The 15,065-nt window shown below is 59.1% G+C and carries 18 protein-coding genes; 3 read left to right on the top strand and 15 right to left on the bottom strand.

What is annotated here, in order from left to right; translation table 11 throughout:
- Positions 1–9 precede the first annotated feature (9 nt).
- Both SP68_RS05045 and SP68_RS05040 read right to left on the bottom strand, forming a co-directional pair.
- Positions 10–1,437: a non-oxidative hydroxyarylic acid decarboxylases subunit C gene (locus tag SP68_RS05045; protein ID WP_004205612.1), complete on the bottom strand. Its 1,428-nt coding sequence runs from the start codon at positions 1,435–1,437 to the stop codon at positions 10–12.
- A complete protein-coding gene (locus tag SP68_RS05040; RefSeq protein WP_002915099.1) occupies positions 1,437–2,030 on the bottom strand; it encodes a non-oxidative hydroxyarylic acid decarboxylases subunit B in 594 nt (197 codons plus the stop codon). The genes SP68_RS05045 and SP68_RS05040 overlap by 1 nt, the downstream gene beginning before the upstream one ends.
- 174 nt (positions 2,031–2,204) lie before the next feature.
- Between SP68_RS05040 and SP68_RS05035 the strand changes: the two genes are divergently transcribed.
- Positions 2,205–2,612, top strand: a complete 408-nt coding sequence (locus SP68_RS05035; protein WP_008806213.1) for a MarR family winged helix-turn-helix transcriptional regulator — start codon at positions 2,205–2,207, stop codon at positions 2,610–2,612.
- Positions 2,613–2,620: 8 nt separating this feature from the next.
- Here the strand turns inward: SP68_RS05035 and SP68_RS05030 are convergent, their stop codons facing one another.
- Positions 2,621–3,508, bottom strand: a complete 888-nt coding sequence (locus SP68_RS05030) for a LysR family transcriptional regulator (protein ID WP_016161716.1) — start codon at positions 3,506–3,508, stop codon at positions 2,621–2,623.
- 108 nt (positions 3,509–3,616) lie between these two features.
- On the opposite strand from SP68_RS05030, the gene SP68_RS05025 reads away from it, so the two are divergent.
- Positions 3,617–4,819, top strand: coding sequence for an MFS transporter (locus tag SP68_RS05025; RefSeq protein WP_040968833.1), 1,203 nt, complete (start codon positions 3,617–3,619; stop codon positions 4,817–4,819).
- Positions 4,816–5,193, top strand: a complete 378-nt coding sequence (locus SP68_RS05020) for a DUF4440 domain-containing protein (RefSeq protein ID WP_008806216.1) — start codon at positions 4,816–4,818, stop codon at positions 5,191–5,193. Before SP68_RS05025 ends, SP68_RS05020 begins: the two co-directional genes overlap by 4 nt.
- Positions 5,194–5,245: 52 nt before the next feature.
- Here SP68_RS05020 and rpoS read toward each other — a convergent pair whose 3' ends face one another.
- The 12 genes from rpoS to cysD all read right to left on the bottom strand — a co-directional run bounded on the left by rpoS (position 5,246) and on the right by cysD (position 15,060).
- A complete protein-coding gene (gene rpoS, locus SP68_RS05015) occupies positions 5,246–6,238 on the bottom strand; it encodes an RNA polymerase sigma factor RpoS (protein WP_002915106.1) in 993 nt (330 codons plus the stop codon).
- 157 nt (positions 6,239–6,395) lie between these two features.
- Positions 6,396–7,532: a murein hydrolase activator NlpD gene (gene nlpD, locus SP68_RS05010; protein ID WP_008806218.1), complete on the bottom strand. Its 1,137-nt coding sequence runs from the start codon at positions 7,530–7,532 to the stop codon at positions 6,396–6,398.
- Between the two features lie 125 nt (positions 7,533–7,657).
- Complete coding sequence (locus SP68_RS05005; RefSeq protein ID WP_008806219.1) at positions 7,658–8,284, bottom strand: protein-L-isoaspartate(D-aspartate) O-methyltransferase; 627 nt, start codon at positions 8,282–8,284, stop codon at positions 7,658–7,660.
- A complete protein-coding gene (surE, locus tag SP68_RS05000; protein ID WP_012540737.1) occupies positions 8,278–9,039 on the bottom strand; it encodes a 5'/3'-nucleotidase SurE in 762 nt (253 codons plus the stop codon). The genes SP68_RS05005 and surE overlap by 7 nt, the downstream gene beginning before the upstream one ends.
- Complete coding sequence (gene truD, locus SP68_RS04995) at positions 9,020–10,069, bottom strand: tRNA pseudouridine(13) synthase TruD (RefSeq protein WP_012540736.1); 1,050 nt, start codon at positions 10,067–10,069, stop codon at positions 9,020–9,022. Before truD ends, surE begins: the two co-directional genes overlap by 20 nt.
- The gene (gene ispF, locus SP68_RS04990) at positions 10,066–10,545 is read right to left on the bottom strand and encodes a 2-C-methyl-D-erythritol 2,4-cyclodiphosphate synthase (RefSeq protein WP_008806222.1); all 480 of its coding nucleotides are present in this window, start codon (positions 10,543–10,545) and stop codon (positions 10,066–10,068) included. Before ispF ends, truD begins: the two co-directional genes overlap by 4 nt.
- Entirely contained in the window at positions 10,545–11,255 is a 711-nt protein-coding gene (gene ispD / locus SP68_RS04985; protein ID WP_008806223.1) for a 2-C-methyl-D-erythritol 4-phosphate cytidylyltransferase, read from the bottom strand. Before ispD ends, ispF begins: the two co-directional genes overlap by 1 nt.
- A gap of 19 nt (positions 11,256–11,274) precedes the next feature.
- On the bottom strand, positions 11,275–11,592 hold the full coding sequence (ftsB, locus tag SP68_RS04980) for a cell division protein FtsB (RefSeq protein ID WP_002915156.1): 318 nt from the start codon (positions 11,590–11,592) through the stop codon (positions 11,275–11,277).
- Positions 11,593–11,732: 140 nt separating this feature from the next.
- Positions 11,733–12,059, bottom strand: a complete 327-nt coding sequence (locus SP68_RS04975; RefSeq protein WP_008806224.1) for a DUF3561 family protein — start codon at positions 12,057–12,059, stop codon at positions 11,733–11,735.
- A 50-nt stretch (positions 12,060–12,109) separates the two neighbouring features.
- Positions 12,110–12,715, bottom strand: coding sequence for an adenylyl-sulfate kinase (gene cysC, locus SP68_RS04970; RefSeq protein ID WP_002915158.1), 606 nt, complete (start codon positions 12,713–12,715; stop codon positions 12,110–12,112).
- Positions 12,715–14,142, bottom strand: a complete 1,428-nt coding sequence (cysN, locus tag SP68_RS04965) for a sulfate adenylyltransferase subunit CysN (RefSeq protein WP_012967340.1) — start codon at positions 14,140–14,142, stop codon at positions 12,715–12,717. Before cysN ends, cysC begins: the two co-directional genes overlap by 1 nt.
- A 9-nt stretch (positions 14,143–14,151) precedes the next feature.
- On the bottom strand, positions 14,152–15,060 hold the full coding sequence (gene cysD / locus SP68_RS04960; protein ID WP_002915160.1) for a sulfate adenylyltransferase subunit CysD: 909 nt from the start codon (positions 15,058–15,060) through the stop codon (positions 14,152–14,154).
- Positions 15,061–15,065: the final 5 nt, after the last annotated feature.

Below are 15,065 nucleotides of genomic sequence, written 5' to 3'. Positions count from 1 at the left end.
TTTTTCTCCTTATTTACGGTTGGCCAGCATAGCGGTCAGTTTTTCAGCCCAGGCTTTGGTTTCCGGCAGATCCTGCACCGGCTGGCTGTAGTGGCCGCGAAGGTCCGGCGCAACCGGGGTGGTGGCGTCGATAATCAGTTTGTCGGTGATGCCTGCCGGGCTGGAGCCTGGGTCAAGTTCAAGGACCGACATGTTCGGCAACTGCACCAGGTCTCCCGCCGGGTTAACCTTCGAGGAGAGCGCCCACATCACCTGTGGCAGGTTGAACGGGTCGACGTCTTCATCAACCATGATCACCATCTTCACATAGCCGAGGCCGTGCGGAGTGGTCATCGCCCGCAGGCCCACCGCGCGGGCAAAACCGCCGTAGCGTTTTTTGGTGGAGATGATCGCCAGCAGACCATGGGTGTACATGGCGTTGACCGCCTGCACTTCCGGGAACTCTGCCTTCAACTGCTGATACAGCGGCACGCAGGTCGCCGGCCCCATCAGATAGTCAATTTCGGTCCACGGCATACCGAGATAGAGCGATTCAAAAATCGGTTTGCTGCGATACGAGACTTTGTCGATACGCACTACCGTCATGTTACGACCGCCGGAGTAGTGACCGGTAAACTCACCGAACGGCCCCTCGATCTCACGCTTACGCCCTTCAATGACCCCTTCGAGGATCACTTCCGAGCCCCAGGGCACATCAAAGCCGGTCAGCGGCGCGGTGGCGATGGGATACGGGCTCTCGCGCAGCGCGCCAGCCATTTCATATTCTGACTGATCGTATTTCAGCGGCGTGGCGCCCATCAGGGTAATAATCGGGTCGTTACCGAGGGTGATAGCAATCGGCAGATCTTCCCCACGCTCTTCCGCTTTGTGCAGATGCAGCGCGATATCGTGCATCGGCACCGGCTGCAGACCGAGTTTGCGCTTGCCTTTCACTTCCATGCGGTAGATACCGACGTTTTGCTTACCGAAATTGTCAGGATCAAGCGGATCGCGCGAAACGACACAGGCTTTATCGAGGTAGAAACCGCCGTCACCATCGTTGAGGCGGAACAGTGGCAGAATATCGAACAGGTTGATATCGTCGCCATCCACGGTGTTTTCCGCCCACGCCGGGTTGGCGCGGCGCTCTGGCGTCACCGGGAAGTTATCCCAGCGGCGAATGAATTCATCAATCTGCTTTTTCACCGGCGTGTTGGGCGGCAGGCCCAGCGAGATGGCATGGTTCTGCCACGAGCCGATGGTGTTCATCGTCACGCGGGCGTCGGTAAAGCCGCGAATATTATCGAACCACAGCGCCGGGGCGCCGTCGCCGATGCGTCCGGTCGCATTGGCGGCCGCCGCCAGATCGGGCTCAGCGTTCACCTCTTCACTGATTTTCAGCAGTTGTCCCTGGTCATCCAGCGCCTGCAAAAAGCTGCGCAAATCATCAAAAGCCATTATTCGATCTCCTGTGCAAATTGTTCTGCCGTGCGTAAGCCGTTCCAGCGGCGCGCTTTGTGATAGTCGAGGCCAAACTGATCCAGCACCCGAGTCACAATATGATTGGTGATGTCGTCAACCGTCTCCGGGTGGTTGTAGTAAGCCGGCATCGGCGGCACCATCGCCACGCCCATGCGCGACAGCGCCAGCATGTTCTCCAGATGGATCGTGCTGAGCGGCATTTCCCGCGGGACCAGCACCAGCTTGCGCCCCTCTTTGAGCACCACGTCCGCCGCGCGGCCCACCAGCCCTTCGGCATAGCCCGCGCGAATGCCTGCCAGCGTTTTCATACTGCAGGGAATAACGATCATGCCGTCGGTACGAAATGAACCGGAAGAGATGGTGGCGGCCTGGTCTGCCGGGCTGTGGGAAAAGTCCGCCAGCGCGGCCACTTCGCGCGCTGTCCAGGGCGTTTCCAGCTCGATGGTGGTTTTGGCCCATTTCGACATCACCAGGTGGGTTTCCACCTCCGGCATATCACGTAGCGCCTGCAGCAATGCCACCCCAAGCGGAGCCCCGGTGGCCCCCGTCATCCCAATAATCAGTTTCATTCCAGACCTCATTCACTTTGTTCGTACACGAACTTTATATTTAAATTACCCTCTCCGGACGGGGATGACAAGATCGTTCGTATACGTGCGCATTTTTAATCAAAAACGCAGAAAGGGTATAAAATGGCGTACGAACGGCTATCATAGAGGTGACAGTTTTGTTACGGAGTATTCATGGAGTTACGAAACGAAGCATTTCACCTGCTGCGCCAGCTTTTTCAACAACATACCGCCCGCTGGCAGCAGGCGTTACCCGATCTGACTAAACCTCAGTATGCGGTGATGCGCTCGGTAGCGGAGCAGCCTGGTATCGAGCAGGTCGTGCTGATTGAAGCGGCGGTCAGTACCAAAGCCACGCTGGCGGAGATGCTCAGCCGGATGGAGGCGCGCGGCCTGGTGCGCCGGGAACACGACCCCGCCGATAAACGCCGCCGTTTTGTCTATCTGACCGAACAAGGCGAGGCGTTGCTTAACCGTTCGATTCCGCAGGGCAATGAGATCGATGACGAGTTTCTCGGCCGCCTGAGCGATGGCGAACGTGAACAGTTCACCCGGCTGGTGCGCAAAATGATGGCGCCCTGAACGGGCGCTTAACCGACCTTCTCGCGCAGGAAGTCAATAAACGCCCGCACCCGGGTCGGCATATGCTGCGCATCGGGATAAAGGGCATACACGCCCTGCTGTGGGAAATGGTATTCCGACAGGAGCGGCACCAGCTCCCGCTGCGCCACTTTTTCGGCTACCAGCCATGCCGGCAGCAAGGCGATGCCGCACCCGGCCAGGGCAAAGCTCATCAGCGCCGTAGCGCTGTCGGCTGAAAAGCGCGGCGCGCTGGCGATGGCGAAATCCACCTCTGTCTGTTGATCCGTGCGCAGCTGCCAGCGCAGCGGCGCCGACAGACGCTCATGAATAATCCAGTCAGCTTGCGCCAGATCGGACAGCGTCTGCACCGGATGGCTTGCCAGCCAGGCCGGAGAGGCGACGGGCAGGATCGCGAAACTGGCTATCCGCGTCGCCCGATAGCGGGAATCGGCCAGCGTACCGAGGCGTATCGCCACATCAAATCGTTCTGAAATGAGGTCCGCATGATGGGAGGACGAAACGTGGCGCACCCGCAGCGCCGGGTGACGACGGGCAAACGCGGCCAGCGCCGGAATGATAACCTGCGCGCCATACTCCGGCGTGGTGGTGATCCGCAGCTCGCCACTTAAGCCGGTATGGCTGGCCCGCACCTCATCCTGCAGATTTTCCGCCGCTTTCAGCAGCGCCACCCCGCGCTGATAGAACAGCGCCCCGGCGTCAGTGAGCCGCAGACGACGCGTAGAGCGCAGCAGCAGGGTCACCCCCAGCTCATTTTCCAGTTGCCGCACGTTAAAGCTGACCACCGCCTTGGTCTGCCCCAGCGCCGCAGCGGCCAGGGTGAAGCTGCCGGCATCCACCACGGCGATAAACATGGTCACACGCTGAAGATTAAGCATCGTCGTCCGGATGATTGTCAAAAATATTCAGACAGTATATCCCGACTAGCCCCGTTTATCCCCCATGGCACCGGGTTTACAGTAACCGCCTGTCTGAGGGAGTGAACCATGACCTATCGCCACCGCGTTGCCACCGTTTTTCTGTTCGGCTTTTTTCTCGATTTAATCAATATGTTTATCGCCAGCATCGCCTTCCCGGCCATCAGCCGCGCGCTGGCGGTTTCCGTCTCTCAGCTGGCGTGGGTCAGCAATGCTTATATTCTCGGTCTGACGGTCGTCGTACCGTTCAGTGCCTGGCTTAGTCAGCGCTGGGGGGCGAAACGGCTGTTTTTACTCTCGCTGGGGCTGTTCAGCCTCGGCGCGCTGGCGGCAGGGCTTGCCAGCAGTCTCGGCGAGCTGATTTTCTGGCGGACGCTGCAGGGGATGGGTGGCGGGCTGTTAATCCCCCTTGGCCAGGCATTGACGTGGCCGCTGTTTCAGCCCCATGAGCGGGCGAAACTCTCGGCGGCGGTGATGCTGGTCGGTCTGCTGGCGCCAGCCTGCTCGCCGTTGATCGGCGGCCTGTTAGTCGAGGCCTTCAGCTGGCGCTGGGTCTTTTTCGCCAGCCTGCCTGTGGCTCTGCTAACCTTTGTGCTGGCGGTGCGATGGCTGAACGACAGCCCCGGCCCGGTTCGCCCAACTCGCTTTCTTCCGCTGTCGTTGCTGGCCGATCCCCTGCTGCGCTTCGCGATGCTGATCTACCTCTGCGTACCGGGGATGTTTATTGGCGTCAACGTGGTCGGGATGTTCTACCTGCAACGCGTCACCGGGATGGCGCCGGGGGCCATCGGTGCCCTGATGGTGCCCTGGTCGCTGGCCTCGTTCGCCGCCATCACTTTTACCGGCAGGTATTTCAACCGTTTCGGACCACGACCGCTGGTCGTCATCGGCTGCCTGCTTCAGGCGGCAGGGATCCTGCTGCTGCTGAAGATCGATACGCACAGCCCGCTGGCGCTGTTGATTCTGGCCTTTACGCTGATGGGCGGCGGAGGCAGCTTATGCAGCAGTACTGCGCAAAGCAGCGCCTTCCTGCATACGCCTGCCGAAGAGATGCCTGACGCCAGCGCGCTGTGGAATCTGAACCGCCAGCTCAGCTTCTTTGCCGGCAGCGCGCTGCTCGCCCTGCTGCTGAGGGTGTTCCCGCCGGTCTACGCCTGGCAGGGGGTGTTTATTAGCGCCGCTGCCATCACCCTGTTGCCGCTGCTGTTTTGCCTGCGGCTGAACAATCGGGCGATTATCCATCGCCTGCACACCACTCTGGAGAAGTCATGAACCCTTATCTGCAGGAAGTCCTCGACGCCCATGTCCTTATCGAACGCTGGTTAAGCCAGGGGGAAGGAAGCGCTGAGGCGCTGATGACACGTTTTGCAGCCGAATTCATCATGATCCCTCCGGGCGGCGAGAAGATGGACTACCCGGCGGTGAGCCGTTTTTTCCACCATGCGGGGGCAACCCGTCCGGGATTACACATCGTGGTGGATCAGGCGAAAATCATTAGCGAGTGGCACGACGGCGCCGCAGTGCGATACCGTGAAAGCCAAACGCTGGCGGATGGCAGTGAGAACGTACGCTGGTCGACGGCGATTTTTCAGCAAGCGGAAGGAAAAATGATCTGGCGTCATCTGCAGGAAACCCGCCTCGGCTAGCGCAAAGAAAAAGGCCCCGACTGTCGAGGGGGCCTTTTTGAGAGAAAAGATCTTATTCGCGGAAGAGCGCTTCGATATTCAGCCCCTGTCCCTGCAGAATTTCCCGCAGGCGACGCAGACCTTCCACCTGGATCTGCCGCACACGCTCGCGGGTGAGGCCAATTTCACGGCCCACATCTTCCAGCGTGGCTGCTTCATAACCCAGCAGACCGAAACGACGCGCCAGAACTTCACGCTGCTTGGCGTTCAGTTCGAACAGCCATTTGACGATGCTTTGCTTCATATCATCGTCCTGCGTGGTGTCTTCCGGGCCGTTCTCTTTCTCATCGGCCAGAATATCCAGCAGCGCTTTTTCTGAATCGCCACCCAGCGGAGTATCCACGGAGGTGATGCGCTCGTTCAGACGCAGCATACGGCTGACGTCATCGACCGGTTTGTCCAGCTGTTCGGCAATCTCTTCCGCACTCGGCTCGTGGTCCAGCTTATGGGACAACTCGCGCGCGGTACGCAGATAGACGTTCAGCTCTTTAACAATGTGGATCGGCAAACGGATCGTACGGGTTTGGTTCATGATCGCCCGTTCAATAGTCTGGCGGATCCACCAGGTCGCATAAGTCGAAAAACGGAACCCACGTTCCGGGTCAAACTTTTCAACGGCGCGGATCAGTCCGAGGTTACCTTCTTCAATCAGATCCAGCAGCGCCAGACCACGATTGCTGTAACGACGGGCAATCTTCACCACCAGACGCAGGTTGCTTTCAATCATGCGACGGCGTGAAGCGACATCACCACGCAGTGCGCGACGCGCGAAATAGACTTCCTCTTCCGCGGTCAGCAGTGGGGAATAACCAATCTCTCCAAGATAAAGCTGAGTGGCGTCAAGTACGCGTTGTGTTGCGCCTTGCGACAGCAGCTCTTCCTCAGCCAGATCGCTATCACTGGGTTCCTCTTCTACTAAGGCCTTCTCGTCGAAAACCTCAATTCCGTTCTCATCAAATTCCGCGTCTTCATTTAAATCATGAACTTTCAGCGTATTCTGACTCATAAAGGTGGCTCCTACCCGTGATCCCTGAGCAAAGCACCTTCCACGGCACATCAACAAACGACGCCTGGACGATTTCCCCTGCCCTCTCTGTGAGAGGGACGTAGACACCGCCCTGGCGCCTGTTAGCTGATGCTTCGCTTATCCGTACTTTGCCAAATTATCGCTGCGGTAAGTACTGCAGCGGGTTGACGGATTTCCCCTTGTAACGAATTTCAAAATGTAATCTTGTTGAGCTGGTTCCGGTGCTACCCATGGTAGCGATTTTCTGCCCCGCTTTGACTTCCTGTTGCTCCCGAACCAGCATGGTATCGTTATGAGCGTAGGCACTCAGGTAATCATCGTTGTGTTTGATGATAATAAGATTACCGTAGCCGCGCAGTGCGTTACCGGCATAGACGACACGCCCATCGGCGGTCGCGACAATAGCCTGTCCCTTACTGCCTGCAATGTCGATACCTTTATTGCCGCCTTCCGCGCCGCTAAAGTTCTCGATAACCTTGCCATCAGTCGGCCAGCGCCATGATGAGATCGGCGAACTGGTTGACGTACTGCTTGCAGTCGGCTGGGTTGTGCTCACCGTTGTTGGTGCCGTCACCGGCGCGACAACCGTTGTGGTCGTGGTCGCTGGTTTATTATTAGGCAACATCTTGGTAGCACTCTGTTCACCTGAAGATTCAGAATACGTAATAGTCGGTTGTGAAGCAACCACCGCGGTCGATTTTTGTGCAGAAGTTGTGGTGGCTGTCGCACCGCCGCTCGCCCTTGCGCTGGCCTGAGAAACGGCGTTTTCACCAGTGATCGGCTGGCCTGAGGCGTTGCCGACCTGCAGCACCTGACCCACGTTCAGCGCGTACGGGGCCGGGACATTGTTGCGTTGCGCCAGGTCGCGGAAATCGTTGCCGGTGACCCACGCGATATAGAACAGCGTGTCGCCGCGTTTGACCGTATAGGTACTGCCGCCGGTGTAGCTACCTTTCGGAATATCGCCATATTTGCGGTTGTAAACGATCTTACCGTTCACCGTCTGCACCGGCTCCTGCGCCATCGGCGTCGGCTGCGGCTGAATGGTCTGGGTCTGTACCGGCTGGATCGGCTGCGCCTGAGGAGCAGACTTGACGCCGGAGGATGGCGGCGTAATCAGCATGCCGGAGTTGGTGCTGGAAGAGGCGGCACCGCCGGCAGAGCTAACCGGCGCTGGCGGATTATTGGTGTTGGTACACCCGGCCAGCCAGAGTGAAACCAGTGAAAGAGCCGCAATACGGCTGACGGTAAATTTGGTGCTTCCCGCGCTCATTTATCCCCCAGGAATATGTTAACTGCCAATATCTTGCTTACCGGGCGGCGCCCGGCCAGGACACTGAAAAATGCGTCCACCCTACGCCTAAAGTCAGGCAAAAAAAACCTGGAATAATCCGGGTCTCAGGCCAGCTCCCCCTTCACCAGGGGAACAAAGCGAACGGCCTCGACGGTATCAATGATAAATTCGTTGCCCCGGCGACGGATCCGTTTGAGAAACTGATGCTCTTCGCCAACCGGCAGCACCAGCACGCCTTCGTCATCCAGCTGCGCCAGCAGCGCGGTTGGAATCTCCGGCGGGGCCGCCGTCACAATAATGGCATCAAACGGCGCCCGTGCCTGCCAACCTTGCCACCCATCGCCATGACGGGTTGAAACATTATGTAAATCAAGTTGTTTCAGGCGACGACGCGCCTGCCACTGTAAACTCTTAATCCGCTCCACCGAGCAAACGTGATGCACCAGGTGCGCCAGGATGGCCGTCTGGTAGCCGGAACCAGTGCCGATCTCCAGCACGCGCGACTCCGGCGTCAGCGTCAGCAGCTCGGTCATCCGCGCCACCATGTAAGGCTGGGAGATGGTCTGCCCCTGGCCAATCGGCAGCGCGGTGTTTTCCCACGCTTTATGTTCAAAGGCTTCATCAACAAATTTTTCGCGCGGGACCCGCGCGATCGCCTCGAGGACACGCTCATCGACGATGCCCTGCGTGCGCAGTTGATTCAACAAACTTTCAACACGTTTACTTACCATTGCCCGTCAACCCCGACACGTTCCAGCCAATCGCTGACTACCTCATGCGCCTGATGGGCGGTTAAATCGACGTGCAATGGCGTCACGGAAACATAGCCTTCATCCACTGCCGCAAAATCGGTGCCCGGCCCGGCATCGCGCTTATCGCCCGGCGGGCCAATCCAGTACAGGGTGTTGCCGCGCGGATCTTTTTGCGGGATCACCTGGTCGGCCGGATGGCGGTTGCCGCAGCGGGTCACGCGAATGCCCTTGATTTGATCAAGCGGGAGATCCGGCACGTTGATGTTAAGGATCCGTCCGGTACGCAGCGGCTCGCGGCTTAAGGCGCGCAGAATGGTGCAGGTTACCGCCGCGGCGGTATCGTAATGCTGATAGCCGTTCAGCGACACGGCCAGCGCGGGGAACCCCAGATGGCGGCCTTCCATCGCTGCGGCCACGGTGCCGGAATAGATGACGTCATCGCCCAGGTTGGGACCCGCGTTAATGCCGGAAACGACGATGTCCGGACGCGGGCGCATCAGCGCGTTCACGCCGAGATAGACGCAGTCGGTCGGGGTGCCCATCTGGACGGCGATGTCGCCATTTTCAAAGGTAAACGTACGCAGGGATGATTCCAGCGTCAGCGAATTCGAGGCTCCGCTGCGGTTACGATCGGGTGCAACAACCTGGACCTCGGCAAACTCCCTTAAGGCCTTTGCCAGGGTCTGTATCCCCGGCGCATGGATCCCGTCATCGTTACTCAGCAATATTCGCATAGTCACCCGTTGTATTGATAAGCTCCCTGACCACGCTGGTGGCGAAGCTGCCCGCCGGCAGCCAGAAACGCAGTTCAACGGTTACGTCATCCCACCAGTTCCAGCTAAGCTGCTGCGGATAGAGGAGCATCGCCCGGCGCGCCGCCTCAACTTTCTCCCGCACCAACAGCGCCTGCAGCGACGTTTCTTCGGCGATGGCGGCCTGCTCGGCGGCCAGAGCGTCGCGCTGGCTTCCCCAGTCGCCGCTGCCCGGCAGCGCAGCCGTGATCATCAGTTCGCGGTTGTGCACCCGCGCCTGCGAAACCTCGAGTTCTTCCGGTGTGACGACAAACCAGCTCCCACGCCCCGCTAATTGTAGCGCATCGCCATCAACAACCTGATTAAATTCCGTTTTTTTTAATCTAATACTGACTTGCTGATTAAACAACGCACTGCGGGCCGCCGACAACCAAAAACTGCGCTTATTGCGATCGCGCACCGGCGCGTCGCTTTCCGCCCAGCGCAACGCGCCCTGCAGATTACTGCCGCCAATGCCAAAGCGCTGCGCGCCGAAATAGTTCGGTACGCCCCGTTCAGCGATGGCCTGCAGACGCGTCTCCACGTCCTGGCGATGGCTAATCTCGCGCAGGATCACGGTAAACTGGTTGCCTTTCAGCGCGCCTAAACGCAGCTTACGCTTATGGCGGGCATATTCCAGTACCTGGCAGCCCTCGAGCTGAAATTTGCTCAGGTCCGGCATCTCTTTGCCGGGCACCCGCGCGCACAGCCACTGCTCGGTGACGGCGTGCTTATCCTTTTGCCCGGCGAAGCTCACTTCACGGGCGTGGATCTTGAGGAATTTCGCCAGCGCGTCGGCGACAAAGCGCGTATTGCAGCCGTTTTTCAGGATCCGCACCAGCACATGTTCGCCTTCGCCGTCCGGCGCAAAGCCCAGATCCTCCACTACCAGAAAATCTTCCGGATTGGCTTTCAGCAGCCCGCTGCTCTGCGGCTTGCCGTGCAGCCAGGTCAGTTGGTCAAAGGCGATCATTTTTCGGCCTTACGCAGCAGCGCGACCGCTTCGCAGGCGATCCCTTCCCCGCGGCCGGTGAAGCCCAGCTTCTCGGTGGTGGTCGCTTTCACGTTGACGTCGTCCATATGGCAGCCGAGATCTTCAGCGATAAAGACGCGCATCTGCGGAATATGCGGCAGCATCTTCGGCGCCTGGGCGATAATGGTGACGTCGACGTTGCCGAGCGTATAGCCTTTGGCCTGAATACGACGCCACGCTTCGCGCAGCAGTTCGCGGCTATCGGCGCCTTTAAACGCCGGATCGGTATCGGGGAACAGTTTGCCGATATCGCCGAGCGCCGCGGCGCCCAGCAGCGCGTCGGTCAGCGCATGCAGCGCGACGTCGCCGTCGGAGTGGGCCAGCAGCCCTTTTTCATAAGGAATGCGTACCCCGCCAATAATGATTGGGCCTTCACCGCCAAAAGCGTGTACGTCAAAACCATGTCCAATTCGCATTAAGCTTTCTCCTGGTGTCGGGAACGGGTGAGGTAAAATTCAGCCAGCGCCAGGTCTTCCGGGCGCGTCACTTTAATATTATCCGCGCGACCGGCGACCAGTTGCGGATGGAAGCCGCAGTACTCCAGCGCCGAGGCTTCATCAGTGATGGTCGCCCCCTCGTTCAGCGCCCGGGTGAGGCAATCCACCAGCAGCTCGCGAGGGAAAAATTGCGGGGTGAGCGCATGCCACAGGTCATTACGATCGACGGTATGGGCGATAGCGGTTTTGCCCGGCTCGGCGCGCTTCATGGTGTCGCGCACCGGCGCCGCGAGGATCCCGCCGACACGGCTGGTTTCGCTGAGCGCCAGCAGACGGCTGAGGTCGTCCTGATGCAGGCAGGGGCGCGCGGCGTCATGCACCAGCACCCACTGCGCCTCCGGCAACGCCTTCAGGCCCGCGAGCACGGAATCGGCGCGCTCGGCGCCGCCATCCACGACGGTAATTTGCGGGTGCTGCGCCAGCGGTAGCTGGCTGAAGCGCCGATCGCCGGGGCTGACGGCAATCACCACGCGCTGGACGCACGCATTCGCCAGCAGTGCGGCGACGGCATGTTCGAGAATCGTTTTGTTACCGATTGAGAGATATTGTTTCGGGCATTCCGTTTGCATGCGGCGGCCAAAACCGGCTGCCGGCACCACGGCGCAAACGCCCGGAAAAGTGGCTGCCATGTCGTAATCCTGGGCCTGGTTATCGATTGTTCTGCTGTTGCCCCGATGCCTGGTTGCGTTTAGACGCATCCGGTACCAGACGATAGAAGGTTTCGCCCGGGCGGGTCATACTGAGTTCATTGCGCGCACGCTCCTCGATCGCTTCCTGCCCGCCGTTGAGGTCGTCAATTTCGGCAAATAGCTGATCGTTGCGTGCTTTTAATTTGGCGTTAGTCGCCTGCTGGGCGGTGACGTCGTCGTTAACCCGCGTGTAGTCGTGCAGGCCGTTTTTACCGAACCACAGTGAATACTGTAGCCAGACCAGCAAAGCTAATAATAGCAGCGTTAGTTTACCCATCCTGCCCCCTGAAAAACGGCATCATCATCCCAAAACTCGCCCGGGTACGCTACCGGGGCGCGCGGACGATGCCGCGTAACGCGGGGACTGTACCATATTTTTGCTGCCGATACCCATGCTTGATTCATCCCGGAAACGGGTTATCCCAACAGCCAGAGGAAGAGTAGCGCAAACATCAGCCCGACGGTCAGGATAGTCGCGCTGGCGCTATAGAGCAGTTTGCCATTGAGCAGAGAGTGCAGCGCAATACCGACCACTACCGCCACCGGCATCAACGCAAGGAAGAACGGCCAGGTGTAAAGGAGGAAGAAGAGCGTATTACTGCCATAGAGAAGGAAGGGAATACCCAGCGCCAGCAGCCATGAAATAAAGCCCACGGCAGCGCCCGACAGAGACCAGGTGGTCTCGTCGCCGATCGCCGGAGGCGGTTCTGAACGAATAATACTGAGGTTCTGGGTATTGCGCATATCGAATCCTGTAGACCGGGCAACCGGCACCCCTCGATGCCGCTGCCGTTTCAGGATCTGATAATATCGCTCTGTTGCAGCAGGTCTAATAGTTGGTGCACCAAATTTGTTACCAATTGTTCACCATCCAGATGAATTTCCGCCTTTTCCGGTGCCTCATAGACCGAGTCTATGCCGGTGAAATTGCGTAATTCCCCTGCCCGCGCCTTCTTGTATAATCCTTTCGGATCCCGCGCCTCGCAGATGGCCAGCGGGGTATCGACGAACACTTCGATAAAGCGTCCCTCCCCCAGGCGCTCGCGCACCATCTGCCGTTCCGCGCGGTGTGGTGATATAAATGCCGTCAATACCACCAGCCCGGCATCGACCATCAGCCTGGCCACTTCGCCGACGCGGCGAATGTTCTCTTTGCGATCCTCATCACTGAATCCCAGATCGCTGCACAGACCATGGCGCACGTTGTCGCCGTCCAGCAGATAGGTGCTGACGCCGCGCTCATGCAGCGCCTCTTCCAGCGCCCCGGCGACAGTGGATTTACCCGACCCCGAAAGGCCGGTAAACCACAGCACCACGCCGCGATGGCCGTGATGCTGCTCCCGCTGCTGCTGGGTCACAGGATGGGCATGCCAGACGACGTTTTCGTCATGCTGGGCCATTATTGGCCTCCCAGCAGGTCGCGGGCGTCCCAGTGTGGGAAGTGTTTACGGATCAGCTGGTTCAGCTCCAGCTCGAAGGCGCTGTACTGCGATGCCGAGGTCGACGCCTGCAGGTGCGGCTCGTTGACCATCCCGGCGCCCACGGTGACGTTGGTCAGGCGATCGATAAAGATAAGCCCGCCGGTCACCGGGTTTTGCTGATACGGATCCAGCACTAAAGGTTCGTCAAAGGTCAGCTCCACCAGCCCAATGCCGTTCAGCGGGAGAGACTCGACTTCACGCTGGGTCAGGTTGTTAATATCGACCTGGTAGCGGATAGCGTCGACGCGAGCGCGGGTCTTCTTCCCGGCGATTTTGATGTCGTAGCTCTGGCCCGGGGTCAGCGGCTGCTCGGCCATCCACACCACGTCGATGCTGGCGCTTTGCACCGCCGGCAGCGAGGCTTGCGCGTCAACCAGCAGGTCGCCGCGGCTGATGTCGATTTCATCTTTCAGCACAAGGGTAATGGCTTCGCCGGCGGCAGCTTCCTGCAGGTCGCCGTCGAAGGTGACGATACGCGCCACGCTCGATTCGACGCCCGACGGCAGCACCTTCAGACGCTGGCCAACGGTAACCGTACCGGAGGCGACCGTGCCGGAGAAGCCGCGGAAATCGAGGTTCGGACGGTTAACATACTGCACCGGGAAGCGCAGCGGCTGGCTCTCGACCACCCGCTGGATCTCCACGGTTTCGAGGACTTCCAGCAGGGTCGGGCCGCTGTACCACGGTATATTCGCGCTCTGGCTGGCGACGTTATCGCCTTCCAGCGCCGACAGCGGTACAAAGCGGATATCGAGGTTGCCCGGCAGCTGCTCGGCGAAAGTCAGATAATCTTCCCGGATCTCGTTGAAGCGCGCTTCGCTAAACTCGACGAGATCCATTTTGTTGACCGCTACCACCAGGTGCTTAATGCCCAGCAGCGTAGAGATAAAGCTGTGACGGCGGGTCTGGTCGAGCACGCCTTTGCGCGCATCGATCAGCAGGATCGCCAGGTCGCAGGTTGACGCGCCGGTGGCCATATTGCGCGTGTACTGCTCGTGCCCCGGGGTGTCGGCGATGATAAATTTGCGTTTTTCGGTCGAGAAGTAACGGTAAGCGACATCGATGGTGATGCCCTGCTCACGCTCAGCCTGCAGGCCGTCCACCAGCAGCGCCAGGTCCAGTTTTTCGCCCTGGGTACCGTGACGCTTGCTGTCGTTGTGCAGAGACGACAGCTGGTCTTCATAGATCTGGCGCGTATCGTGCAGCAGACGGCCAATTAAGGTGCTTTTGCCATCATCGACGCTGCCGCAGGTCAGAAAACGCAGCAGGCTCTTGTGCTGTTGCGCGTGCAGGTAAGCTTCTACGCCGCCTTCATTAGCAATTTGTTGGGCAATTGTGGTGTTCATGGCGGCTCCTTAGAAATACCCCTGACGTTTCTTCAGCTCCATCGAGCCGGCCTGGTCGCGGTCAATCACGCGGCCCTGACGTTCGCTGGTGGTCGATACCAGCATCTCTTCAATAATTTCCGGCAGCGTCTGCGCTTCAGACTCCACTGCGCCGGTCAGCGGCCAGCAGCCAAGGGTACGGAAACGCACCATCCGTTTTTCAATCACTTCGCCCGGCTGCAGATCGATACGGTCGTCATCGATCATCATCAGCATACCGTCGCGCTCCAGCACCGGGCGCTCAGCGGCCAGATACAGCGGCACGATTTCAATATTTTCCAGATAGATGTACTGCCAGATATCCAGCTCAGTCCAGTTGGAGAGCGGGAAGACGCGGATGCTTTCGCCTTTGTTAATCTGGCCGTTGTAGTTGTGCCACAGCTCCGGACGCTGATTTTTCGGGTCCCAGCGGTGGAAGCGGTCGCGGAAGGAGTAGATGCGCTCTTTCGCGCGGGATTTCTCTTCGTCGCGACGCGCGCCGCCGAACGCGGCGTCAAAGCCGTATTTGTTCAGCGCCTGCTTCAGGCCTTCCGTTTTCATGATATCGGTATGCTTAGCGCTGCCGTGGACAAACGGGTTGATGCCCATCGCCACCCCTTCCGGGTTTTTATGCACCAGCAGCTCACAGCCGTAGGCTTTGGCGGTACGGTCGCGGAACTCATACATCTCACGGAATTTCCAGCCGGTATCGACGTGCAGCAGCGGGAACGGCAGGGTTCCCGGATAAAACGCTTTGCGCGCCAGATGCAGCATTACGCTGGAATCTTTCCCGATGGAGTACATCATCACCGGGTTAGAAAATTCGGCGGCCACCTCACGAATAATATGGATGCTTTCCGCCTCCAGTTGCCGCAGGTGAGTGAGTCGTTTTTGGTCCATAACCG

Source organism: Klebsiella variicola (assembly GCF_000828055.2).
Lineage (GTDB): Bacteria > Pseudomonadota > Gammaproteobacteria > Enterobacterales > Enterobacteriaceae > Klebsiella > Klebsiella variicola.
This window is presented reverse-complemented; position numbering and strand designations above follow the sequence as displayed.